We start from the raw sequence: 24,716 nt of genomic DNA on the forward strand, positions 1-24,716 counted from the left end.
CGAATTACAAAAGCTTCCTTCACCTATTTCGACAATCAACCTATTTTTCCTTTGCATCGTTATAGAAATGTTTAAAAGGAAGCTTCCATTTTAATTTATTATTCACCGATAACATGCGAATCACTACTATAAAAATAACTATGACCGACAATTCAAGCGGACTGTCCCACCCTAACCATATACAAAGGGCACATACAAATGTTAGGACAGCATGAATTTCTTCTCGTAATGCAAGCGGCGCTCTACCAGCTAACAAATCTCGCACCATACCTCCGCCAACACCAGTAAACATCGACGCTATAATAATAATGCCGAGGTCGTGATGCAAGCTTTTTGCTAACAATCCGCCTTGTATTGCGAAAGAAGCTAGGCCAATCGAATCAAAGAAATAGCCCCAGCGGTTCCAGTGATGAATCCAGTTCCTTTTGACAAATAAAATGGTCGTCAGCGTGACTAAAACGACTAATAAGGATTGCCGTTCCCATATATCTGACACAGGGATATCCAGTACAACGTTGCGGATAATGGAACCACCATAAGACGTTGTCAGACCAAGCACAAATATGCCAATAAAAGAATAGTTGGCCTGTAACGCTACAAATGCTCCACTAATGGCGTAGGCAATAATACCAATGATATGTAATACCGACCATGTCACATCATCCATCTCCTTTTTACTATACAAAAAAGCCCACCATAAAATAGTTGCGCATTGAGTACGCAAGCTATTTTATGGTGGGCTAATATCCTAGCAGTAGTACCTACTAATTTATCCATCTCACCATGTATCATAAAAAATATAGCGGCTGAGCCATACTAAATGACACAACGACCATAAAATTTCCTAGTTAGAATTGTAATTGATTTTTTTATTAAACTCAATATGAATTTTTGATTATAGCGTTTCATACATGACTTGGCCCATTAAAGAGACGTCATAATCTCCTAATGCAGCTACTTCAGCTTGGAAATCAGGTGTCTTTAAAATCTCCTTCACCATATCGATGAGTGGTTGATTTTCTGGTGTTTTTAATAAGACAATATCGTAACGTTCAGTGACCATTGGTATAAAATCTACCTGAATAAGCTTGGCAATTTTTTCAATGCCTATCCCAACATCTGCGCGTCCATTGGCAACAGCAGAGGCGACATCGAGGTGGCTCATTTCTTCATGGGCATAGCCTGCAATCGTGGATGGTGCGATACCGTGAATGCGCAATTGCTCATCTAACAGAGTACGAGCACCTGAGCCTTTCTCACGGTTGATGAATGTGAATGTCTTTGTTTGAAAATCTTCAAATGAACGAATTTCCAACGGATTCCCCTTTTGAACATAGAAACCCGCTTTACGTGATACAACATTGATGAGAACAAAGGCATGACTGACAAAGATTTTTTTTACATAAGGGGTATTATAATCTCCTGTATCCCCATCAAACATATGCAAGCTCGCAATATCACAGTCTCCATGATATAGTGCCATCACACCATTAAAACTACCTTCATGTGAGCGTAATACTTTTGAAGAACGCCGTTTCTCGATATATTTTGCTAAAATATCTAGCACTAAATCTTGCCCACTCACTATAATTTTCGCATGATTTTTAGTCGGAGTAGCTATGGAAGCCTGTGCAGCAGCTGGCGTACTACCTGTTTTCCGTTTTTGTATATAGGCTTGCAAGTCAGCACGATCTACCCGCATTTGCCGGCCTACGCGAAAAACTGGCAAATCACCCTTCTTCACTAAATCATAAATTGTTAATTTTGAAACCTTTAAAAATTGTGCAACCTCTTCAATCGTATAGGATTGTTCTTGTGACATGTAAAAGTTCTCCTCCTATAAGCCTCTATTTTCATGGTAACGTATTTATAGCCTTATGAACATCTTGACATTTTGTACCCTTACTAACTTTCTTTTTTATTTATATCTGATTATAATTAGTTATGTCTTGTTATAACGAGTTATAAAAGGAGTATATTTATAGTGAAAAAATTTTATCGTTTATTTGCGACACTGTTCGTACTAGTTGGTCTAGTAGCAGCCTGTGGTAACCAAGAAAAAGAGGCGGCAACAAACGAACCTGTGGAACTAACGATTTCTGCGGCAGCTAGTCTACAGGATGCCTTAGAAGAACTGAAAACAATTTATGAAAAACAACACGATACAATCAAAATCCTCTATAACTTTGGTGGTTCAGGTGCATTACAGCAACAAATTTTACAAGGGGCTCCTGCAGACCTTTTCTTTTCAGCGGCGGAGGATAAATTCGATGCGCTTGTAGAGAAAGAAATGATCGATCAAAAGCTAGGAACGGATCTTTTAGCCAATGACTTAGTATTAATCGTGCCTAAAAACAATGAAAAGCAAATTCAATCCTTTGAAGATTTACAACAAGCAGGAAAAATTGCACTTGGTACGCCCGAAACGGTTCCTGCTGGGCAATATGGTGTGGACACATTAAAAACGATGCAACTTTGGGATTCACTCGAATCAAAAGTAGTGTATACAAAAGATGTACGCCAAGTACTTACTTATACAGAAACAGAAAATGTGGATGCTGGGATGGTCTATAAAACAGATGCCCTTGTCTCTGATAAAGTCAATGTCGTGGCAACTGCCGATGAGGCGATGCACGCACCGATTATTTATCCTGTAGGTGTTCTAAAGGCAAGTAAGCATGCGCAAGAGGCGGAGGATTTTTATCACTTCTTACAAAGTAATGAAGCGATGGATGTCTTTGAAAAGTATGGATTTAAAGGGGCTCAATAAAAGATGAGTACCGATTTTTGGTCTCCACTTAGGCTTTCGATCGAAATTGCCTTTGTTGCAGGGATCATCGCTATTATAGCAGGGATTTTAATGGGTAAATGGATGGCAACTCATGATTTTAAAGGCAAGCTAGTGCTAGAAACGGTGCTGCTATTACCATTAGTATTACCTCCTACAGTAGTCGGTTTCCTGCTTATCGTCATGTTCGGGAAAAATAGTATGTTAGGAAATTTCATTATCTGGCTATTCGATCAACCTATCATGTTCACATGGTGGGCGGCCGTCATTGCTTCTACAATCGTTGCCTTTCCATTAATGTATCAATCGGCTAAAACTGGCTTTGCCTCTGTCGATCGAGATATTGAAAATGCGGCACGTGTGGATGGAGCAAATGAATGGCAGGTTTTTCTTTATGTATCCATTCCCCTTGCATCAAAGGCACTTGTTTCTGGTGGGATTCTAAGCTTCACACGAGCTTTGGGTGAATTTGGAGCGACTCTCATGTTTGCAGGGAATATTCCAGGGAAAACACAAACAACACCACTAGCAATATATATGGCCATCGATTCTGGAAACATGACCCTTGCCTGGGCATGGGTTTTGTGTATGATTGCTATTTCCTTCCTTTTGCTTCTTAGTATTCATATCCTGAAAGTATAAAAGAGGTAGTTGGCTCAAGCCAACTACCTCTTCTTGCTCATCCCCCACTGATCGGTGGAATAAAGGCGATTGTGTCGCCAGATTTGACAATCGTCGTATCCGTTGCAAATTCTTCATTAACCGCTGTCATGATCTGTTGTAATGATAGCTGAGGGTAGCGCTTTTCCATCCACTCTTTTAATTGCGCAACTGTCACATCTGACAGCTCTACTGATAGCTTTGATTCACCTAGTGCTTCCTGTAGGTGGGCAAATAATAAAATGTTAATCACAGGTTTTCCTCCTCCTGAATGGCTGGTTTCCCTTGCGGATAGGGAACATTTTCTAATTGATCACCAATCCACTCTGTCCCGTCCTCCCAATGTTCTTTTTTCCATATGGGCACGATTTGTTTTATGCGATCAATTGCATATTCATTCGCCATGTAAGCTATTTTACGATGCGGTGATGACACAGCAATCACTACGGCAATATCGGAAATAGCTAAATGACCGACACGATGGGTGATGGCCACTTTTGCTTCTGGCCACTCTTCTTGTATTTCCTTTGCAATCTGTTCAAACATTTTAATCGCCATTGCTGGATAGGCTTGATATTCCAAATGCATCGTTTTTTTACCATTTGTCATTTCGCGCACTGTGCCGATGAATAATGTAATGGCTCCAGCATTTCGACTAAGGACTTTTTGTCTTACTTCCTCCACATCTATTGGTTGATCGATAATTTCAAATAACGCTGTCGTCATCGTTTTCCCCTCATTTCTGCCAATAAAAATTCCATATATTGTGTTTCATCATGAATCGAAAAAGCAGGGATTGTTAGGAATGGATCGAGTGGATAGCTTGGCCAATAAATCACACAGAGGATATTGGTTACTTGCTGTAGCAGTATTTGGTCCTCAGGCGTGCGCAGCAATACAACCTTAGGATAATGTTCATTTTTATACCCTTCGATCAGCATGATGTCCATAGGAAGAGAATCATAGATCGCTAGTATTTCAGCCAATTGCCAGCTATTTTTGTGAATGCTCATACGTAAAGTACCCGCCCCCTCCACTGCTGTGACAACTGCGCCTGCTTGCTCATGACGACTGCTATCCTTCGAGGTTTCGATCATCGGTACACCGCCATGTCCGTGATGCTTTATGGTTCCTACTCTTAGCTCTTCCATTGTAGCCTGCTTGATCAATCGCTCCATCAATGTCGTTTTCCCACTATTTTGATAGCCAACTATCTGTAAGATTTTTCGATGTTGTCCCAAGGCCACTCACTTCCTTGCAAATCTTCTAGCAAAAGGACATCCACTTGCATACCCTTTTCATAGCCTCTAGAGCCGCCTGGTAAAACAATGAACGCATTGGCTGTCGCTAAAGATGAAACTGCACTCGATTTATCAAACCCAGATGGGACAGTTACAAGCTTCCCTTTTTCATAATCGATACGAGCTCGTACAAAGCGTGTAAAGGGATTTGGCTTTGTAAAATCAGCCCCTAAAATCGCTTGCTCTCTGCGTAAATGTGGTTGAGAATGCCCATATGCAGAACGTATAATCGGACGTACAAATAGCTCAAAGCCAACATAGCATGCTGAAGGATTACCAGAAAGGCCAAACAATAATTTGCCGTGGCGAGCAGCAACTGTTGTCACACTACCTGGACGCATCGCTATTTTATTAAACAATACCTTTGCATCAATCGCCTCGTAAATAGCTGGTAAATAATCATAATCACCTACAGAAACGCCACCCGTTGTAATTAAAATATCAACTTCCTGTAGGGCCTTTTCAACACGATCAATACATAACGCAAGATCGTCACTAAATTTGCCAAAATATTTTACTTCTGCGCCAGCACGCTCAATTTGCGCCATTATCATATAGGCATTACTATTGCGAATCTTACCTGGCTGTAAAGATTCACCTGGCTCTAGTAATTCGCTACCAGTGGCAAGCACACCAATAACTGTTTTACGATAAACAGGTACTTGCTCGTAGCCAAAAGTAGCAAGTAAGGCCATCACACCCGGGTTAATATATTGGCCTTGTTCAATGAGGACTGCGCCTTGCTGCACATCTTCCCCTTTATAGGAAATATTAGTACCTGCTTCAAAAGGTCGTTTAATCGACATATACTTTTGATGATTTTCTTCGAATGTTTGGGTTAATTCTAGCATGACCACTGCATCACATCCTTGTGGTATCGGCGCCCCGGTCATAATGCGGACTGCTTGATGATCGCCAACTACGTCTTCATAGACATAGCCTGCGCCAATTTCTCCAACAACTTGAAAGCGGACTGGTTGCTGTGATGAGGCTTCCTTACTATCGACGGAACGAATGGCATAGCCATCATACGGTGAACGATCAAAAGCAGGTACATCATGATCGGCTCTAATAGCTTGTGCTAGAAAACGTCCATGTGCTTGCGTTAATGGCACATGCTCCTTTTTTGCTTGAAAGGCATAGTCCATTACACGATGAACGGCTTCTGCCACAGGAATTGGTTGTCTTTTTTCTACCATTTGGCACACTCCCTTAACCTAATAAACGATAATAAATGCTTTTGGCTTTCTGAATATCTTGTATACCATGTATTACAACTCGCCCATCTTGGAAAATAACGATTCGGTAATCGTCCACTTGGCAAGATAGCAAATAAGGATTAACCTGGACTTCTCCGTAGGAACGGAGCTGATTTGCCAGCTGATCAAGCGAATAGTAAATGGGCTTTGGTGGTCGAATTTGTACCGCGTCTCGGCCACAAAGGATCTGTAATTTCGTTTGATTTTCATAGGAGAGATAAGGATAGGTCGGCTGATCACCACAAGATGGACAATCAGACTGCCTTATTTTCTCCACATTGATTTCATAGTGTTGATTTTGCCAAACATCAAACGTTAAGTAGCTTTTTCGTAAGGCTTTGTCATCTCCAACAAGCAATTTAAGGACCTCTGCCACTTGATAAGCTGCAACAATTTGAACTGCTGGACTAATAATGCCAACGGTATCACAAGTCATCGCTGTATGGGGCATCACCTTTAATAAGCAATGCAAACAGGGCGTTTTGCCTGGCACAACCGTGTAGGTCGCACCATAACTACCAACACAAGAGCCGTACACCCAAGGAATACGATACTTTTGGGCAAGGTCATTCATGACAAAGCGAACATCAAAATTATCGGTCGCATCGACCATCACATCTACATCTTCTAGTAATGGTAGCAAAGTCTCTGTGCAAGCATCCATAATGCCGACATGAATTTCTACCTCTGTGTTTATTTGTTGGAGGCGCTTTTTAGCTGCGATAACTTTGGGCATTTTTTCTTGTGCGTCTAGCTCTGTATATAATTGCTGTCTTTGTAAATTACTCCACTCTACATAATCACGATCAATGAGGGTCAGCCTGCCAATACCCGCTCGCACAAGCGCTTCTGCACTAGCACTCCCCAATGCCCCCGCACCTATGATAAGGACGTGTTTTTGTTGGAGGGATTGTTGCCCTGTTTGTCCGATAGGATGAAATAATTGTTGTCTAGAATATCTATTTTGCATACGTATGAGGCCTTTCTTTCTATGAATTTTCGTTTGACCTTTTCATTTATAGCATTATAATAAAAGCAATGTTTTTTAGCAAAAACGCATTTGAAGGAGGTCTTACTGTGCATCCAACACATCAGCAGCAACCAATTCAAGTTGCCATTTTAACGGTCAGTGATACACGCACAAAGACAGATGATCATGCTGGTCAGCGTATTCAGTCCTTTCTACAGGAAGCTGCATTTGAAGTTGTAGACTACCAACTAACAAAGGATGAACCGCTCGATATCGCTCGTCATGTTAAAAATTGGTGCAGCGATCCAACAATTAATACCATTATCGTTACGGGTGGAACAGGATTTACACCAAGAGACCAAACCTATGACACCATTCTGCCTCTGTTTGAAAAAGAAATGATGGGGTTTGGTGAATTATTTCGAATGCTCAGCTATGAAGAAATTGGTCCAAAGGCGATGTTTAGTCGTGCCACCGCTGGAAGTCTTCAGCAAACAGCCATTTATGTTTTACCAGGCTCCACAAATGCGGTGACTTTGGCTATGTCGAAGCTCATAGTACCTACTGTCCAACATTTTGTCGGAGAGCTGAAGCGCTTATGAAAATTGCTGGTATTGTGTTAGCTGGTGGTCAATCCTCTCGCTATGGTCAGCCAAAAATGTTTGAGATGTTTGCTGGACAGCCATTATATAAACATAGTCTCATAGCCCTGCAAAAAAATCAGCTAGATCCTCTTATTATCGCTACAAATGCGCACTTACAACATCAGTTTGGACAGGAAAATGTCCAATGGGTCATTGAAAAGCAGCCACATCAAGGCCCTCTTTTTGCTTTGCATCATATCATGACAGCCTATCCTGATGTGGAATGGTTTTTTGTCGTAGCAAGCGATATGCCTTATATGAATGCAGAATTTATCCAAAAAATGTTAGGGCTGATTAATGACACTTATGATGCCATTGTTCCGACGCAAGGGCTACGCGATCAGCCATTAGCTGCATTATATCGACGTACTGCTTTACCAAAGGCAACACAGCTAACGGCACAAAACAAACGGAGTATGAAAGTGCTGTTAGAGCAACTTCGTGTCTGTTATGTCCCTTTTGATGACGATAGCTCAACATTTATCAATATCAATGCACAACAAGACTGGTCACAAACAAGTAAAAAGGAGTTTAATAATGAATAATTTTACACACTGGAACGAAGAAGGTCGCCCTAAAATGGTCGATATCTCCGCAAAAGAAAGCACGACACGTACAGCCATTGCGCGCAGTACGATTCTTTTATCTGATGCGGTCTATGAAGCCATCCAACAAGGTGGCATTAAAAAAGGTGATCCGACGCAAGTTGCGCAAATTGCAGGGATTATGGGCGCTAAAAAAACAGCTGATATCATTCCCATGTGCCATCCCATCATGCTACAGGGCACGGATTTCCAGTTTGACTATGAAAAAGCAGAGAATGGCTATGAGCTCCATATTCAAGCCACTGTTAAATGCAGTGGAAAAACGGGTGTTGAAATGGAAGCGCTCACTGCTGTGTCTGTCGCTGCACTAACTTTTTATGATATGTGCAAAGCCGTTGATAAGACGATGGTCATCAAAGAAACTTATCTTGTTGAAAAAACGGGTGGGAAAAGTGGCACTTTTGTGCACAAATAAACAGAAAAAATTCGGCATTATTGTGCCGATTTTTTTCTGTTTTTTTACTCGCTACCCCCCAATATGAGACATTTCAATTTTTGAAGTTTTTCTTTTTGCCATCGTTTGTTCATTGCGTTCATCTGAATAACGATCATTTCTTGTTTCCCAAACGTTCGTAATGCACTTGATGATGGCAGCATCATCTTGCCCTGAACGTAACAATTCCCTTAAATCCGTGCCTTCTGTTGCAAATAAACAAGTGTATAATGACCCTTCTGCAGAGAGGCGAGCACGTGAGCAATTGGAGCAGAATGAATCCGTTACAGATGAAATTACACCAATCTCACCTTGAGCATCTTGATACTGATAACGCGTTGCCACTTCTCCTTTATAATTGGGCGCTACTGGTTGTAACGGCGTAAACTGATGGATTTGCTCAATGATCTCTTTTTTGGACACCACATCATCCAAGCGCCAGCCGTTCGAATTCCCTACATCCATATATTCAATAAAGCGTAGAATATGTTGCTTTTCTTTAAAAAACTGCGCCATGGTAACAATATCTTGTTCGTTTTTCCCTTTTTGAACAACCATATTAATTTTTACTTGTAAGCCCGCTTCTGCAGCTTTTTCAATTCCCTCTAACACTGGCAATACCTTGCCTCTATGACCATTCATCTCGAAAAATCGCTCATCATCAAGTGAATCTAAACTAACAGAAACTCGGGCTAAGCCTGCCTGTGCCAATGGCTGTGCGTATTTTTTTAATAGCGAGCCATTGGTTGTTAAAGCAATATCTTCTACCCCTTTTATGCGGTGAATACGGGCAATTAATTCGGGTAAATCACGACGTAGTAAGGGTTCCCCACCTGTAATCCGTATTTTTTTCACGCCCAATGAAACAAAGATTTTTACTAATCGTTCAATTTCATCAAAACTTAATATTTTATCAGACGGTAAAAATGCGTAATCTGGACCAAATACTTCTGCTGGCATACAATAGCGACAGCGAAAATTACAACGATCTGTCACGGATATTCTTAAATCTCTTAACGGTCTGTGTAATTGGTCTTGTAGATTCGTCATTTAATCTCCTTCTTTCAATTCATTAGCTGGTAATAGGATGCGTTGTGGGTGTGTATAAATATTCAATGTCTGTTGCCGAATAAAACCAACCGTCGTAATACCAAGCTGCTCTGCTAATTGCAATGCTAATTCGGTTGGTGCTGATTTAGATAGCACGATGGCACAGCCTATTTTGGAAACCTTTAGTAAAATCTCCGATGATATTCGTCCGCTAAAGACGATAATTTTATCTTCCATACGGATGTTGTTGCGTAGGCAAAAGCCGTAAATTTTATCCAAAGCATTATGACGCCCAATATCCATGCGACTTAGGACGATGCCATTTACATCACATAGTGCAGCATTATGCACGCCACCTGTTTTCTTAAAAATATCGGCACTCTCCTGCATCGCATGCATTAAACGGAAGCAATCCCCTGTCGTTATTTGCACATCGACTTGATCCATTTTTTTCGCTACTAATGCATCATTCGTAAACACAAACCCTTGTCGACTCATCCCACAGCAAGACGTAATATAGCGCTTGTTTTGCGTCTGTTGGTAATAAGGATTAATATGCTTTGTTTTAATATGCACAAAACCCTCTTTCTCTTGGTGCCAAATTTCCTCAATATCCTCAAAACTACGAATCACTCGTTCAGAAGCTAAGTAGCCAATCACCATATCTTCCACATACTCTGGTGTACATACCATCGTGACAAATTCTTGCTGATTAATTTTTACGGTCACAGCGTATTCTGAAACAATTAAATCATCCATTTCTGTCACTTGTTGTCCTTCAACACGCACAATTTTTCTTGTCATTGCTCGATCCATAAGGCATCCCCTTTATTCACTGATATGCTTTTCAAAAACAAAGACGGAAATCGCAAAATCCTCTTCAATTTTAATATCTGAAAATAAGTGAAGTAATTTGCTGCCCATCAGTTCTTCCATACCCTCTGGTGGCGATTGTCTATATAAATCTTGAATCATACTCGTCCTTGCAGCATGCACCATTTTTAGCCCTTCTGGTGTACTGGCAATAAATTTTTCTGTCGGAGTGATATTTCCGTATAAGGTAGATACAGCCATATTCTCGACAAAAACGGTATGAATACGTTCTGGACCTTTACCGAATACTTCCTTTCTTAACTTTCGAATCATGTCATTAAATTCATGGATTTTTTTAGACATAGCAACGATTCTCCCATCATAATTAAACTTTTTTAGGCAAATGGTTATGTAGGCCACCCTTACAGTTTGTTAATGATATAGCAACTTTTAAAAAAATAAAAGAGAAAATACTTTTTGATAATAATTCTCATTTAATAAATTTTATGATAAATATTGTTCATTTTGAAGGAAAGGGCTATAATATGCATATCAAATGGAATTAATTTATTTTGAACTCTATGTTACGATGTTGCATACTGTTTTTAATAGTTGAATTCTATTGTTATTAAAAAATAAAAGTAGATTGAGTTTTTAGCAAGACCTGCTAAGAATTTTATCCACCATGAATTATTAGCATGTCTAGGACATGTGATTTCATGGTGGATTTTTTTATTTTTTCAAAACCGAGACATGGATAACATGTTATGATCTAGCAATTTACCTATTTTGAGGTAGCTTCAAGAACCATTGGGAATTACAATGATAACAAGACAATCTTTTCAACAATCACCAACTCGATTTGTTATTCCCTTTTGTCTTAAGCTGTACCATGTTAGCCGTTTCGTCTCAAAGTGCAAAAGGAGGAAGTTACCTTGACTCAAATTAATATTAATGGCGTACCGTATGAAGTAAAAGAAGGAGCTACAATCCTTGATACCATTAATCAACATGACATTCCGCATCCACAGATTTGTCATGTGCCCGCTGTTGACCCAATTGAAACATGTGATACATGTATCGTGGAAGTGAATGGCCAATTAGTTCGTTCCTGCTCTACAAAGGCAGTAGACGGCATGAATGTATTCCTAACGTCTGACAAAGCAAAAGCGGCACAAACAGAAGCGATGGACCGTCTACTCGAAAATCATTTACTGTATTGTACAGTTTGTGATAACAACAATGGCAATTGTGCATTACACAACACAGCCGAAATGATGGAAATCGAGCATCAAAAATATCCCTATCAACCAAAAGTGGAACCTCATGAAGTGGACATGTCGCATCCGTTTTATCGATACGATCCTAACCAATGTATCGCTTGTGGTCAGTGCGTAGAGGTTTGTCAAAATCTACAGGTAAATGAAACATTATCCCTTGATTGGGAAGCAGAAAGACCACGTGTCATTTGGGATACAGGCGTTGCTATCAATGATTCTTCCTGTGTAAGTTGTGGTCAATGCGTAACCGTATGTCCATGTAATGCCTTAATGGAAAAATCCATGCTTGGAGAGGCTGGATTTATGACTGGCCTCAAACAGGATATGTTAGATCCGATGATCAGCTTGATTAAGGAAGTTGAACCAGGCTATAGCGGTATTTTTGCCGTTTCTGAAGTGGAAGCAGCCATGCGTAGTAAGCGCACCAAAAAAACAAAAACAGTATGTACTTTCTGTGGTGTAGGCTGCTCGTTCGAAGTTTGGACAAAGGGTCGTAAAATTTTAAAAGTACAGCCTTCCGATGGTCCAGTAAATGCGATTTCTACATGTGTCAAAGGGAAATTCGGCTGGGATTTTATCAATTCTGAGGAACGTATTACAAAACCACTCATTCGTAAAAATAATGAGTTTGTGGAATCATCGTGGGATGAAGCACTTGATTTAATTGCAACAAAACTAGGCGGCATTCAACAACAATATGGTCCAGGTTCTGTTGGCTTTATCTCCTCTTCTAAAATTACAAATGAAGAGAATTACTTAATTCAAAAAATGGCCCGTCAATTATTTGGCACAAACGATGTCGATAATTGTTCTCGTTATTGCCAATCTCCTGCAACTGATGGTTTATTACGTACAGTTGGCATGGGAGGAGATGCTGGTACGATCAAAGATATTGCTAAGGCTGGACTTGTCATTATTGTTGGGGCTAATCCAGCTGAGGGACATCCTGTTTTAGCAACACGTGTGAAACGTGCACATAAATTACATGGTCAGAAATTAATTGTTGCTGATATTCGTAAGCATGAAATGGCAGAGCGTTCCGACATCTTTATGCGTCCAAAGCAAGGTACTGACCAAGTTTGGTTAATGGCTGTTACCAAATATATCATTGAACAAGGTTGGCATGATGAAGCGTTTATTCAAGAAAACGTCCTTCATTATGATGATTTTAAACAAGTACTTGCAACCTATACACTTGATTATGCACAAGAAATGACTGGTATTAGTAAGGAAACATTGATCGAAGTAGCTGAAATGATTCGTGATGCAGATGGTACATGTGTTCTTTGGGGCATGGGTGTAACACAAAATACTGGTGGCTCCTATACATCCGCAGCGATTTCAAATTTACTTTTAGCAACTGGAAACTATCGTCGTCCAGGTGCTGGTGCCTACCCACTCCGCGGCCATAACAATGTGCAAGGTGCCTGCGATATGGGGACACTTCCAAATCTATTGCCAGGCTATCAAAGAGTCACAGATGACGAGGCACGTGCAAAATTCGAAAAAGCCTATGGTGTCCCTATTCAACCACAGCCTGGTCGAAATAATATGCAAATGTTAGATGCGATCATGGAAGGAAAAATGAAAGCGATGTATTTAGTGGGCGAAGATATGGCACTTGTTGACTGTAATGCCAACCATGTAGATGAGGTGCTTTCACAGCTTGACTTTTTCGTTGTCCAAGATTGTTTCCTATCACGCACAGCACAATATGCAGATGTGATTTTACCTGCTGCGCCTTCGCTTGAAAAAGAAGGTACATTTACGAATACGGAACGTCGTGTTCAACGCCTGTATCAAGTATTACCAACACTTGGTGAGTCGAAAGCAGATTGGGAAATATTGCAAGCGGTTGCTCGTCGTTTAGGGGCAGATTGGCATTATGATCACCCAAGCGACATTTTTGATGAAATGGCGAGCCTGTCTCCCCTCTTCTCACAAGCCAACTATGATGTTCTTGAAGGCTGGGGAAGCTTCTGTTGGGGTAGCCATGATGGTAAAGATACACCATTATTATATGAAGATGGCTTTAACTTCCCTGATAAGAAAGCTCGTTTTGCTTTAAATGATTGGGTGCAGCCTGTTGAGTTTGAAGCACAATACGATTGTCATATTAATAATGGCCGTATGCTTGAACACTTCCATGAAGGAAATCTAACAAATAAATCGAAAGGTATTCAATCGAAAGTACCTGAAATTTTCGTTGAAGTATCACCAGAATTGGCGAAAGAACGAGGCATTGCAGATGGAGCCCTACTTCGTTTAGTGTCTCCATATGGTGCCTTGAAGCTAAATGCTCTTGTTACAGATCGCGTACAAGGAAACGAATTATTCTTACCAATGAACTCTGTTAGCAAAGATTCAGCCATCAACTTCCTAACTGGCCCTGCAGCAGATGTGAATACGTCAACACCAGCTTATAAACAAACAAAAGTACGAGTAGAAGTGCTAAAAGCTAAAGGTAAATCACCACTTCCTCGCACAAACCCACGCTATAAAAAGCGTCATCCTCAAAATGGTGTTGAGGTACAACGAAAATGGAATCGTCCTGGCTACGTTCACTTAACAACCATAAACGAAAGAGAGTGAGAGCATGGCTGTACCCATTACAGGCATTAAAAAACAACAATTAACGGAAGAACAACTAAAGGAACAAAAATTAGACAATCTAAAAGAATTGCTTTCTGAAAATGAAGAAGCTGTCAATCAGGTGTTTAGTATTATGGCTGAATTAAATGAAATCGGTGCACTAGAAGCAGCAATGAAGCTACTTGAAGCCAAAGAGGAAGTAGCCCATATTGCACTAGGACAATTAACACGTAAGCCTGTAACCAATATCATTAACAATATAATGGGTGTTGCGGGAGCATTGACGGAGCTCAATCCTGAAACAACGACTAAGCTCATTGAAGGCTTAAATACAGGCGTAGATGAAGCAAGCAAAGCACTTGAATCGAATGAAAAAGTTAGTGCCTTTAAGCTCATGAAAATGTTAAATGATCCAGATGTCAATCGTGCGCTCAATTTTGGGGTTCATTTCTTAAAGGGACTCGGCAAAGGCTTAAAAGAATAAGGTGGTTCCTAAATGTTAACAAAAGAAAATGTTGTAAACGCATTGAAACAGGTGAATGATCCTGAACTTCATCAGAGTATTGTAGATTTGAATATGGTGCGAAACATCCAAATACATGACAACCATATAGCACTGGATATTATTTTGACCATACCTGGATGTCCGTTAAAGGCAAAAATACAGCAAGATGTGGAGGAGGCATTACAAGCGCTTGGTGCCTCCACTACCATTAGCTTTGGAGCTATGACAGATCAGGAGCGACGCACATTAACAGCCTCACTACAAGCAAAAAATGTAACTGAACAAGGAATGCCAAACATGCTACTGCCTAATTCTGGTGTTCAATTCATTGCCATTACAAGTGGTAAAGGCGGTGTTGGAAAGTCTACGGTGACCATTAATTTAGCGGTTGCACTTGCTCGTCTTGGCAAACGTGTAGGTATTTTAGATGCTGATATTTATGGTTTCAGTATCCCTGCCATGATGAAGATTGATCAAAAGCCTACCATGCTTGATCAAACGGCGATTCCAGTAGAACGTAACAGCGTAAAAATAATGTCGATGGGCTTTTTTACAAATGACAACCAGCCTGTTATGTGGCGTGGTCCTATGCTCAATAAGTGGATTCGCAATTTCCTTGTCAACACGCTATGGGGAGATTTAGATTACCTCCTCATCGATTTACCACCTGGTACAGGAGATGTTGCGATTGATATGGCTGCAATGATTCCACAAGCCCAAGAAATCATCGTGACAACACCGCATCTTGCCGCTTCTCATGTTGCATCTCGTGCAGGCTTGATGGCGCAACATACGAAACACAGGATTCTTGGTGTTGTTGAAAACATGGCCTATTTTGAAAGTGCTGACGGTCAAAAAAACTATCTATTTGGACAAGGTGGAGCCGAACAATTAGCAGATTTATTACAGACAGATGTAATCGCTCAAATTCCTTTTGCTCAACCTGAGGAAAATACAGGTTCCTCGGTCTATGATGAAGAGTCGATAATCGGTGAAGTGTTTACTCATTTAGCAGAAGATCTACTCTATAAATAATAGAAAGCCCTTGATTTGTTTTTACGCAAATCAAGGGTTTTTTCGATCACTTATAACCAGCTTTTTGTAACACCTGCATGAAATAAAAACGATACGTATTTTTTACAAATGTCTCGAGGGGTAGCCCTACATTCACTTGATATTTTGTAAATATAAAATAAAATCGTTTATCCCACTTTAGACGTAATAACTCGCCTGCTTCTTCGCCATACTTCATCGTAAATTCTTCAATCAACGGTTCGATCATCTCATAACAATAGTCTTTTAAATGGGCCGGTGCTTCAATATCCTTATCCCTTTGAAAGCGTATAATCCAATCCATTAATTGCTCATCCATATTTGCACGCCGTCCTTTTAATCAGAGTTTCTTCCTATTAAATTATACTCCTTTTTTGGCGAATCAAAAAAAGAACGATTTTTCCAATAGATTTCACTCATCAATAGGACGATTCCAACGTAGATGATAGTGAACAGACCTCTTATTCATTTTTTTGTCCAATACCAGTAATCTATCACCAGCTTGAATGACGTAGCTATTCTCTAATGTCCGAACAGTGGGCTGTTGTTGTTGGGAATTAATGATGCCAATATTGCGTTCCCACAATACCTGATGTTTGTTCATATCATAGAGCAATAACATGTGTTCAGCACTTTCTCGCTGTGTTTGTCGATATGAAACAAGAGCCGTTTTTTCTATGATATCTACATCCACCACTTTTGGTTGTAAATTTTCATAGGCTTGAATGGCTGGCTCGGTTAGGACAGCTTGACTAAAATCGCGAATGGTCTGATAATCCTCTACAGGCTGTGGATGTGTAGCAAAATAGCCCGGCAACTCTGTCTCGATGAAAAAACGGGCAGATAGGTAATCTGGAGCCTTCGCATCCTCACTTAATGTTTTACCATCAAAGCGATAGAATTTGCCATCAACCCCTTCCAAATATAAATGGTTCTCTAGGACAGCCATTTGATGTGCATTATTGCTCAATATCGCTATTAATGACGGATGTTGCGTTCGAAAATCTTTTTTAGAAAGTAGTTCTTTGCCTGTTTCCATATCTACCAAGGATAATTGACCAAACTCATCATCACGATGATGGACAAGAACACCCCCCATAAATTCCCCAAGCAGTGTTTCTTTATAGGAAGCTGATTTTGTCCATTGCTTTTCACCTGTTTGTAAATTCACAGCTACTAGGAGATGATGTGCAATTAAATGCGTAATCCCATTCGATGTCCCATTATTTTCTGAGCCTTGCACCATTTGAACAGCAATGCTTTGTGAATCATCTGTATAAATCGGCGAATCGGATTTGATGGGAAAGCCTCTCCCCGCTAAGCCAAAAACAATCATTAATAGATTACTGACCAATAAAAAAGCAATGAGCAAAATGCTAGAAGTAACGAGTCGTTTACGTTTCATGATGATAAACAAAACTAGTAGAAGTCCTATACCTAGCACGATGCAGAAAAAAATATCGTGGATAAACCAACCATTTAAACGCCATGAATCGATATATCGTTGTAGAAATTGTTCCACTTCCCTACCCCCTTAAACAACGATTAACTAAAATCTGAATAAAGCACATAACGGTCACATTCCAAGCATTGAAATAAATAGCCTTGATGATGACCTTTGTTCATTAAGGATGCAGAAAGTTCTTCTTTTGAAAAGCCGGTATAATTATCAAATTGATCCTCAATTCCTCGCTCTACTAAATCAGGCCAACCAACATAGCCGATAAACGCACAATAGTCGGAGCAATGTGCCACCCAATTATTGCCCTGCCAGCTTACATAGCCAGGCGTCCGAAAGAGCACTTCCTCGGCAAATGTGGGGTTCGTAACCTGGTCATCATCCATTAAGTCTTGCTGGAAAGAACCATCATATTTTTGAGCCGCTTCCCCACTATGGATGCAGGAAGGACAAAGATAATCTACTTCCTCAATTGCATAAATACCACCAGTATAATAGACATCCACTTCTTGCTCGCAACAATCACATACAACGATTTCATCTGTTTCAAAAATTTCAGCCTCTAGAGGGTTTGGTAGATATTTAAACGTTGGAATTTTCGTTTTAAGCTGATGATGGTCTCTAATTTTTCTTGGCAGCAGAGGATTCACCGCATTTGGTTGATCTATGTAGGTCTGGAGAACGCCATATTTTTTCCGATCCTTTTTATCGTCTTTATTCATAATGACAGTAAATAACTGATATGCCTCAGGATACATTCTAAGTAAACAGTAAACCTCTACTAAAATTCTTACTGTTTCTTCTGTTTGTTGAACCTGCTTTAATTGATCTTTAAAAATATGCATTTGATTAATGGTTATCGGATTGGAAGGATTAAATTTTTGTCTTAGTTCGTGCCATTCTTCCACAATCTTCATAAAAAATAGGCCTCCTTCTTGCTATTTGGCAAATGAATAATCCTTTATCATTTGGCAGATTTCCACTTTATAGTTTGTGTACCATTTGTCTTTACCCAATTGTTGTGCTGTTAAATGCTTGGCATTGTCTTTCCATGCTTGGATAGCCTCTAGTGATTCCCAATAAGACACCGTTATGCCCTTTCCTTCCTCGTTTCTAACACTTTCAACACGAATGAAACCAGGCTGGTGCTGTGCTAAGGCATCGATTAGGTCAGCCATCTTGCCATAGCCATCCCCATCTTGCTCAGTTCTTTGCGATGTAAAAATCACTGCATAATATGTTTCCATTTATTTCTCCTCCCTCTATTACTTTTATTGTAAACCATAATGACTTTGACTAAAATCTAAATATAGGAAACTGAAAGGATTGTGACAGAATGGGAATTAATCCAAACATGGCAGAAATAGCAGCACTTCTTGGTGAAACGTCAAGGGCAACCATACTTGCTAGTATGATGGACGGTCGTTTTCATACGGCTAGTGAACTAGCTTATATGGCTGCCATTAAACCGCAAACTGCTAGCTTTCATCTTGCTAAATTAGTAGAAGGAAAGCTGATAAAAGTTGAAAAACAGGGCCGTCATCGTTATTTTCAATTGGCTGGTGAGGACATTGCTCAATTTTTAGAATCATTCCTAGCCATCTCTCCACCACCTGAAGTACGTTCATTAAAGCAATCGAGCCAAATCAAGTTATTACAGGATGCTAGAACTTGCTACGATCACCTTGCTGGTAAATTGGGTGTCCAATTAACGGAATCGATGCTGAAGGCAGGCTATCTTACATTGGAGGGTAAACAATTTGTCCTGACAGATGAGGGCACATTATTTTTTACGACATTCGGAATCGATTTAACTGCTTTAAAGAGAAAACGGCGCTCCTTTTCCCATGCCTGTTTAGATTGGAGTGAACGGCGTTATCATTTAGCTGGTGCACTAGGCTGCGAGCTATTAAATCAATTTTTCAACCTTGGTTGGCTATTACGAGTTCCCTCTATTCGCGCCATTAAAGTGACGGAGAAAGGAAAATTAGGCTTTAAAGAGGTCTTTCATTTGGATTTATAAAAGAGGAAAGGGCACGGAGTTATCTCCTAGCCCTTTCTTCACTAAAAGTACGGTTTACTAAATAAATGCCCATGATGATGAGTAAGCCGCCAACCATTAGTGATGGTTTTAACGGTTCATCCAATAACACCCAGCCTGTTAATACGCCAAAAAAAGGAGCTAAAAATAAATAGGCACTTGTTTTTCCTGGATCACTATTTTGCAGAAGATAATACCACCCTGCAAATTGAATGATGGAGGAAAAAATACTAAGCCACAACAGAATCAATAACGATTGTGGATTCACAATAAAAAATGGCTGTTCTAACAATGCGCTTCCTAGTAATAAGAGTAAGCCACCAAATAGCATCTGATAAGCAGATAAAACCCACGTATCGAATAACACGCCCCATTTTTTCACTAATAGTGTGGCAGTAGCCCAAAAAACAGCTGATAGCAAGCCAAAAAGGATACCTACTTTCAATTCAACTTGTGCCCCCATTGTGTTGATCACGCCGATTAAGCCAAATAAAACCCCTATCCATTGATAGAAACGATAGCGTACTTTCATAAAAATGGTGGCAAAAATTACAACTAATAATGGGTTTGTAAATGTTAAAATAGAAGACTCACTTGCCATGATAGTGCGTAGACTTAAAAAAATACACCCCATCACACCTGCCGTTTGAAAGAGCCCGATCATGCATAACTTGAACCACTCCTTCCTCGTAATAGGATGAGGTCTCTTCAAGATGATAACAACGATAGCCATGATGATACCAGCCAATATAAAACGAAGTGCAGCCAATAATAAAGGAGAGGCATACGGTAAGCCTAATTTAACAATGGCAAATGATGAACCCATTAAAAAGGTCGTTACTACTAATAAAGCAATAAATTGATAGTTTTTCATATTCTGGCTCCTCATATAATTCATGTTATATGCTAATTATAAACGGAGAGTACTTCAATGCTTATCGAAATATGGATTACAATGTATAGCAAAGCCAAGCAACCTTGTAGCAGCTTATTACTACCCTTTTTTTAGTGTCGGGATCGAACTAAAAAAAATCTTACCTCTTTAAAAATGGAGAGATAAGATTTTATTTTTCATAAACGCCCTTAAGGTTTCAACAATTTTTGGTGATTTTGTATAGTGTAAATATTGTCCACTATCCAACGTGATTACTGTTCCATGAACTGAATGCTTGAAGGCCGTTTTGATTAAGCAATCAGTTTGGCAAACCACGCAACATAATGAGCACCTGGAATCAATAATAATTGTGCCATAATCGTTCCTAAAAATCTGGAAAACATCATCATAACAGACATTCTTTTCAGGTCTAGATAGCTTCCTCTCTTATTGATCACATCATCTGCTAGAATGGATATTTTCGGGTCAATAAATAAGATTAATAGTATTGTTGCAATGCCATTAATTAATCCAGATGCCATAACAGCAGTAGTCTTTAATTCTGGTACTAATAATGTGGCATACAAGGCTGATAAAACACCTATCGTATAAATAGCTGTAATAACAATATTGATGACAAATAATTTAATCGGTATATCCTGTAGACGAATGCCTTTTAAATAACTAAAATTTGGTGTATGAATATGCTTAATCCCTCGTCTTACATAGTCAAATGTAAAGCCCTTTTTCAATAAAGCCGGGATTGAACCTCTTTCCTCAGCCAAATGAACGATAGCTCTTGAAAAAATGGCTACAAAGGTAGGGATAAGTAAGATTCCTACTATTGTTCCAAGCGAAGCCGCTCCAATAATTAGTCGAAATTGATGTTCTACAAATGTCATCGCATTATCCGTAGGTGCTGTATCAACAAGGCTCCCAGTGAATGGTTGTTGCATCATATTTGCTAACCTCGACACCATGACCATTACATTAAAAAGAGATAAAGCCGAAGCTAGTAATTTGACACGTGCTCCTGATAAACGTACTGCATATGCAAGCGTTTCAATCGCATGAATGATTAAAATAAATAAAGCAATCATGATTAATTTTTCTGTTATTAAATCCATATAAGTACCTACTCTTCACTTTCTAACGATTTAATATTGTAACGCTTATTCAATAAAATTGTTCCAATTGAAAAAATGTGATGTCAACGGCAGAAAATACTATTTTAAAAGGTGAGGGGTTGATTTCCGTTCCGCCAGCGTCCGATGAGTCGCTAAATCCCCTAGGAGTGACGCTGGCTCCTCTCCAACCATTCTACAAAAGTAGCTTTTCCTCTTTCATACTGGCAGTAGTGATGAGTGACTACTCTAGCCATAAAGAGTAGTGAACACCTTTGTTTTATTTGATTTTCTAAAAAAGAAACATTTTAATGGATTGGAGTGGAAGCCTACTTGAATCTTCTGTGATAGCGATACAGGTAAACTCTAAACGGAGCTGTGTTCGCCCAGAGGAAAGCTGTAACCTGCACGGAAATTTTTCAACACTATGAAAAAACTTACCCTAAGAAAGGGTAAGTTTTTTGTTACTACAGTTGCTTTACCATTAATTTTAATAGATCATCCTTCCTCGGATAATAATTAGCTTAGCTTCCAATTTCCCCTTCGCCTTTTTAAACAGCTCTTCTAGACCAAATGACAACAGGAATCAATACTAACGACAATAGCCCTCCTGCTAAGGACAACGCTGCATAGCTTGAATTCGCCACTACCATACCTGATAGCGCACCACCTGATGCACCTGCCAATGCCACAAAGACATCCATTTTGCCCTGTGTTTTTGCACGGGTAGAAGGCTCCGTCGCATCAACAATTTGAGCAGTTCCACTAATTAAGCCGAAGTTCCAACCTAATCCCAGTAAAGAAAGTGCCACAATGAGTAACACCATGGAATCACTTGGTGCAAATGCAGCCACTACGCCAGCAAGAAGCAATGTAATACCTGAAGCTATACTCATTGCGGTACGGCCGATTTTATCAACAAGAATACCTGTGACGAGTGATGGCAGATACATAGCACCTACATGAAACCCTATCACAATACCAACCTCGGCTAATCCATGGCCATGATGTTTCATATGTACAGGTGTCATTGTCATGATGGCCACCATGACAATTTGTGTCAGGACCATAACTGTTGCTCCTACCGCTAGGCCCTTTTTATTGCCTGATGTTTGCATGGCTGGTGTTTTATTTGCTTTATTTTTGTGCTGGTGTGCTTCAATAGCTTTGGCAATTTCTAAAGGATCGGGACGTAACATGATAAATAGCACCAGTCCAGCGACCATAAAAGCAACTGCGGATAATATAAAGGGACCTGCAAGAGCTGGAATACCAATGGATAGTGCCACTGTGCCCATTACTTCGACTAAGTTTGGACCTAATACAGCACCAAACGTCGTCATAAGCATCGTCGTGCTAATCGCTGTAGCTCGTTGTTTCTCATTGGCTAAATCTGTACCAGCATAGCGGGCCTGTAAATTGGTCGCCGTGCCTGCACCATAGATTAATAGAGAAACAAACAATATAATTACACTATTAATCAATGCAGCTAGGACAACACCAATCGCTCCTAGTCCACCTACTATAAAGCCTGTTGATAAGCCTGTACGACGGCCATATCGCTGTGATATTTTTCCTACAATGAAAGCCGCTCCTGCCGATCCTAGCGTGAATAAGGCGGATGGTACGCCTGCATAGGCATCCGTTCCGAGCATTTGTTGAGCCAATAGGGCACCTACTGTAATACCTGCCGCAAGACCAGCCCCACCAAAAATTTGAGATAGACTGACAACTAGTAATACACGCCTATACAAGCTTTTCAGTTTTTCAGGTGAATCAATGTAGGACGATATTGTCTCTTGATCTTTTCCAACCATAATTTAACCTTCTTTCTCTCTATCACACACTCCACACATTAAAAGGTAACTATCTCGTCTCGATGTATCCAAAGTATATTCAAGGTACTTTATGCTTATCAGATTATTTTAATCTATGTGTATATGGTTTTTTACTAAGGTTCTCCATTCAATGAAGAAGGAACTGTCATATAGACAGCTCCTTTTATCTACCCTCACCGACATACCTCTATGGGGATTTCACCTAAGAAGCAGAGAATGAATGACATGAAATTATGTCGCATGCATAACGACTTTCTTTTTCTTTGAGAAAAACAAAAAGGTAGTTGTTAAACTTAAGCTAATAATCCCAAAAACAAGCCCCATGCCATTTAAGCCGATTAAATCGAGCATCATACCTGTCGACAACAAGACGATTTGAAAAACGACAGAATCAATCATATTTCGGAAAGAAAAAAAGCGTCCATGAAACTGTTTCGGTACTTGTTTTTGGAAAATAACCATCGTTGTCGGGAAAAAACAACCAACGGAAAAGCCAAAGACGCCAAAGGCTACTAGAGCAAAAAATTGAATATCTGCGAGTAACAACATGAGCTCCATTGAGCCGATAATAAAGGCTAATGAAAAGAGCAGTGTACCCATTTGTACACGTTCTGTTATGATTTTCAAGCCCGCTGCTCCTAGCATAAAGCCGATACCTTCTACTGTATATAACAATCCTGAAATGGTCGTCGATTGATGTATTTCTGAAATTTTCATAATGACTAAATTAAAAGAACCTAAAAATAAAGTAGGAATTAACATTAAGACTAGCGTCATCAGAACTATTGGATGCTCTTTCACCATCGGCAACACTTCTTTAAAATTCCCTTTTTCTTTGTTTGTCATTGTCTCATTCGACGTTTCATCTAGCTGCAGTAAGCTTGTAATGGCAAACATAATCACATAGACAATAAGTGAAATAATATATAACCATTTCAATTCAAAAAAGCTTAACATAAATCCAGCTGCTGCCGTGCCGACGATCCTTGAAATGGTTCTAGCATTCATTTGCCAAGCATTTAACGTAATTAAATCTTGTTCCTTCGCAATCATTGGAATAATAGATTGCAAGGCAGGCATATAAAATGCTGCTGCTATTTGTAAGGTAATTAAAAATAGAATCATCCATATAACTGAATTGCTATAAAGTGCAATAAACATAAATAATACACTGACGATTCGTCCAATACTGGCCATTTGGACAACTGTTTTTTTCCTAGATTGGTCAATGATTCGCCCTGCCATTGGACCGACAACCAAGCCCGCTAAAATTCCACAGGAAATAATTAATGATTTGTGAAAGTCTGACGGTACTACTTCTTGCATAAAGGCTAAATTGCCAATAATCCCTGCCCACAAGCCAAGACCAACGACAAATTCACCTAATAAAATAATCCATACGTTTCGATTTCTCCACATGCTGTTCT

General features: G+C 39.7%; 27 protein-coding genes. 9 read left to right on the forward strand and 18 right to left on the reverse strand.

Annotated elements, in window-relative coordinates; translation table 11 throughout:
* Window positions 1-40: 40 nt before the first annotated feature.
* A complete protein-coding gene (locus MHB39_RS13390; RefSeq protein ID WP_016994592.1) occupies window positions 41-685 on the reverse strand; it encodes a TRIC cation channel family protein in 645 nt (214 codons plus the stop codon).
* A 210-nt stretch (window positions 686-895) separates the two neighbouring features.
* On the reverse strand, window positions 896-1,822 hold the full coding sequence (locus tag MHB39_RS13395; protein ID WP_016994593.1) for a helix-turn-helix transcriptional regulator: 927 nt from the start codon (window positions 1,820-1,822) through the stop codon (window positions 896-898).
* Between the two features lie 162 nt (window positions 1,823-1,984).
* Between MHB39_RS13395 and modA the strand changes: the two genes are divergently transcribed.
* Both modA and modB read left to right on the forward strand, forming a co-directional pair.
* Entirely contained in the window at window positions 1,985-2,770 is a 786-nt protein-coding gene (modA, locus tag MHB39_RS13400) for a molybdate ABC transporter substrate-binding protein (protein ID WP_342544091.1), read from the forward strand.
* A 3-nt stretch (window positions 2,771-2,773) separates the two neighbouring features.
* A complete protein-coding gene (gene modB / locus MHB39_RS13405) occupies window positions 2,774-3,430 on the forward strand; it encodes a molybdate ABC transporter permease subunit (RefSeq protein WP_036077255.1) in 657 nt (218 codons plus the stop codon).
* A gap of 37 nt (window positions 3,431-3,467) precedes the next feature.
* Here modB and moaD read toward each other — a convergent pair whose 3' ends face one another.
* Genes moaD through MHB39_RS13430 form a run of 5 tightly spaced genes read right to left on the reverse strand, consistent with a single transcriptional unit; the run spans window position 3,468 to window position 6,978 of the window.
* Window positions 3,468-3,701: a molybdopterin converting factor subunit 1 gene (gene moaD, locus MHB39_RS13410; RefSeq protein ID WP_004230585.1), complete on the reverse strand. Its 234-nt coding sequence runs from the start codon at window positions 3,699-3,701 to the stop codon at window positions 3,468-3,470.
* Window positions 3,698-4,174 carry a molybdenum cofactor biosynthesis protein MoaE gene (locus MHB39_RS13415; protein ID WP_004230586.1) on the reverse strand — a complete coding sequence of 159 codons (477 nt, stop codon included), beginning with the start codon at window positions 4,172-4,174 and terminating at the stop codon, window positions 3,698-3,700. The genes moaD and MHB39_RS13415 overlap by 4 nt, the downstream gene beginning before the upstream one ends.
* Entirely contained in the window at window positions 4,171-4,689 is a 519-nt protein-coding gene (mobB, locus tag MHB39_RS13420) for a molybdopterin-guanine dinucleotide biosynthesis protein B (protein WP_342544095.1), read from the reverse strand. The genes MHB39_RS13415 and mobB overlap by 4 nt, the downstream gene beginning before the upstream one ends.
* Window positions 4,659-5,948: a gephyrin-like molybdotransferase Glp gene (gene glp / locus MHB39_RS13425; RefSeq protein ID WP_342544096.1), complete on the reverse strand. Its 1,290-nt coding sequence runs from the start codon at window positions 5,946-5,948 to the stop codon at window positions 4,659-4,661. The genes mobB and glp overlap by 31 nt, the downstream gene beginning before the upstream one ends.
* Window positions 5,949-5,961: 13 nt before the next feature.
* Window positions 5,962-6,978, reverse strand: coding sequence for a thiazole biosynthesis adenylyltransferase ThiF (locus tag MHB39_RS13430; protein WP_342544097.1), 1,017 nt, complete (start codon window positions 6,976-6,978; stop codon window positions 5,962-5,964).
* Window positions 6,979-7,085: 107 nt separating this feature from the next.
* Here MHB39_RS13430 and MHB39_RS13435 point away from each other — a divergent pair, with 107 nt between their 5' ends.
* Genes MHB39_RS13435 through moaC form a run of 3 tightly spaced genes read left to right on the forward strand, consistent with a single transcriptional unit; the run spans window position 7,086 to window position 8,642 of the window.
* Window positions 7,086-7,580 (forward strand): molybdenum cofactor biosynthesis protein B, encoded by a 495-nt coding sequence (locus MHB39_RS13435; protein ID WP_036077264.1) that lies wholly within the window; start codon window positions 7,086-7,088, stop codon window positions 7,578-7,580.
* The gene (locus tag MHB39_RS13440; protein WP_342544098.1) at window positions 7,577-8,167 is read left to right on the forward strand and encodes a molybdenum cofactor guanylyltransferase; all 591 of its coding nucleotides are present in this window, start codon (window positions 7,577-7,579) and stop codon (window positions 8,165-8,167) included. Before MHB39_RS13435 ends, MHB39_RS13440 begins: the two co-directional genes overlap by 4 nt.
* Window positions 8,160-8,642, forward strand: coding sequence for a cyclic pyranopterin monophosphate synthase MoaC (gene moaC, locus MHB39_RS13445; protein ID WP_016991651.1), 483 nt, complete (start codon window positions 8,160-8,162; stop codon window positions 8,640-8,642). Before MHB39_RS13440 ends, moaC begins: the two co-directional genes overlap by 8 nt.
* A 51-nt stretch (window positions 8,643-8,693) precedes the next feature.
* On the opposite strand, the gene moaA is transcribed toward moaC, so the two are convergent.
* The 3 genes from moaA to MHB39_RS13460 are packed head-to-tail and all read right to left on the reverse strand — an operon-like array spanning window position 8,694 to window position 10,886.
* A complete protein-coding gene (gene moaA / locus MHB39_RS13450; RefSeq protein WP_312124721.1) occupies window positions 8,694-9,710 on the reverse strand; it encodes a GTP 3',8-cyclase MoaA in 1,017 nt (338 codons plus the stop codon).
* Window positions 9,711-10,526 carry a formate dehydrogenase accessory sulfurtransferase FdhD gene (fdhD, locus tag MHB39_RS13455; RefSeq protein WP_036077271.1) on the reverse strand — a complete coding sequence of 272 codons (816 nt, stop codon included), beginning with the start codon at window positions 10,524-10,526 and terminating at the stop codon, window positions 9,711-9,713.
* A gap of 12 nt (window positions 10,527-10,538) precedes the next feature.
* Window positions 10,539-10,886: a DUF2294 domain-containing protein gene (locus MHB39_RS13460; RefSeq protein ID WP_004230595.1), complete on the reverse strand. Its 348-nt coding sequence runs from the start codon at window positions 10,884-10,886 to the stop codon at window positions 10,539-10,541.
* 572 nt (window positions 10,887-11,458) lie between these two features.
* Here MHB39_RS13460 and fdhF point away from each other — a divergent pair.
* Genes fdhF through MHB39_RS13475 form a run of 3 tightly spaced genes read left to right on the forward strand, consistent with a single transcriptional unit; the run spans window position 11,459 to window position 15,935 of the window.
* Window positions 11,459-14,395 (forward strand): formate dehydrogenase subunit alpha, encoded by a 2,937-nt coding sequence (fdhF, locus tag MHB39_RS13465; protein WP_083225381.1) that lies wholly within the window; start codon window positions 11,459-11,461, stop codon window positions 14,393-14,395.
* 4 nt (window positions 14,396-14,399) lie between these two features.
* Window positions 14,400-14,879, forward strand: a complete 480-nt coding sequence (locus MHB39_RS13470) for a DUF1641 domain-containing protein (protein WP_016991653.1) — start codon at window positions 14,400-14,402, stop codon at window positions 14,877-14,879.
* A gap of 12 nt (window positions 14,880-14,891) precedes the next feature.
* On the forward strand, window positions 14,892-15,935 hold the full coding sequence (locus MHB39_RS13475) for an Mrp/NBP35 family ATP-binding protein (RefSeq protein ID WP_333003917.1): 1,044 nt from the start codon (window positions 14,892-14,894) through the stop codon (window positions 15,933-15,935).
* A gap of 46 nt (window positions 15,936-15,981) precedes the next feature.
* Here the strand turns inward: MHB39_RS13475 and MHB39_RS13480 are convergent, their stop codons facing one another.
* The 4 genes from MHB39_RS13480 to MHB39_RS13495 all read right to left on the reverse strand — a co-directional run bounded on the left by MHB39_RS13480 (window position 15,982) and on the right by MHB39_RS13495 (window position 18,659).
* Window positions 15,982-16,272 carry a hypothetical protein gene (locus MHB39_RS13480; protein WP_016991654.1) on the reverse strand — a complete coding sequence of 97 codons (291 nt, stop codon included), beginning with the start codon at window positions 16,270-16,272 and terminating at the stop codon, window positions 15,982-15,984.
* 93 nt (window positions 16,273-16,365) lie between these two features.
* A complete protein-coding gene (locus MHB39_RS13485; RefSeq protein WP_342544102.1) occupies window positions 16,366-17,475 on the reverse strand; it encodes a PA2928 family protein in 1,110 nt (369 codons plus the stop codon).
* 23 nt (window positions 17,476-17,498) lie between these two features.
* Window positions 17,499-18,329, reverse strand: a complete 831-nt coding sequence (locus MHB39_RS13490) for a CbrC family protein (protein WP_342544104.1) — start codon at window positions 18,327-18,329, stop codon at window positions 17,499-17,501.
* Window positions 18,330-18,350: 21 nt separating this feature from the next.
* A complete protein-coding gene (locus MHB39_RS13495) occupies window positions 18,351-18,659 on the reverse strand; it encodes an antibiotic biosynthesis monooxygenase (protein WP_312124713.1) in 309 nt (102 codons plus the stop codon).
* An 89-nt stretch (window positions 18,660-18,748) separates the two neighbouring features.
* Between MHB39_RS13495 and MHB39_RS13500 the strand changes: the two genes are divergently transcribed.
* Window positions 18,749-19,435, forward strand: a complete 687-nt coding sequence (locus MHB39_RS13500) for a helix-turn-helix domain-containing protein (RefSeq protein ID WP_016991658.1) — start codon at window positions 18,749-18,751, stop codon at window positions 19,433-19,435.
* Between the two features lie 19 nt (window positions 19,436-19,454).
* Here the strand turns inward: MHB39_RS13500 and MHB39_RS13505 are convergent, their stop codons facing one another.
* From MHB39_RS13505 to MHB39_RS13520, 4 genes are all read right to left on the reverse strand, one after another.
* Window positions 19,455-20,327 (reverse strand): DMT family transporter, encoded by an 873-nt coding sequence (locus MHB39_RS13505; RefSeq protein ID WP_342544107.1) that lies wholly within the window; start codon window positions 20,325-20,327, stop codon window positions 19,455-19,457.
* Between the two features lie 311 nt (window positions 20,328-20,638).
* Window positions 20,639-21,454, reverse strand: coding sequence for a lipid II flippase Amj family protein (locus tag MHB39_RS13510; protein WP_016991660.1), 816 nt, complete (start codon window positions 21,452-21,454; stop codon window positions 20,639-20,641).
* Between the two features lie 548 nt (window positions 21,455-22,002).
* Window positions 22,003-23,268 carry an MFS transporter gene (locus tag MHB39_RS13515; protein WP_312124711.1) on the reverse strand — a complete coding sequence of 422 codons (1,266 nt, stop codon included), beginning with the start codon at window positions 23,266-23,268 and terminating at the stop codon, window positions 22,003-22,005.
* A 252-nt stretch (window positions 23,269-23,520) separates the two neighbouring features.
* A complete protein-coding gene (locus MHB39_RS13520; RefSeq protein WP_312124710.1) occupies window positions 23,521-24,708 on the reverse strand; it encodes an MFS transporter in 1,188 nt (395 codons plus the stop codon).
* Window positions 24,709-24,716: the final 8 nt, after the last annotated feature.

Source organism: Lysinibacillus sp. FSL K6-4013, from assembly GCF_038630435.1.
Classification (GTDB): Bacteria; Bacillota; Bacilli; order Bacillales_A; family Planococcaceae; genus Lysinibacillus; species Lysinibacillus boronitolerans.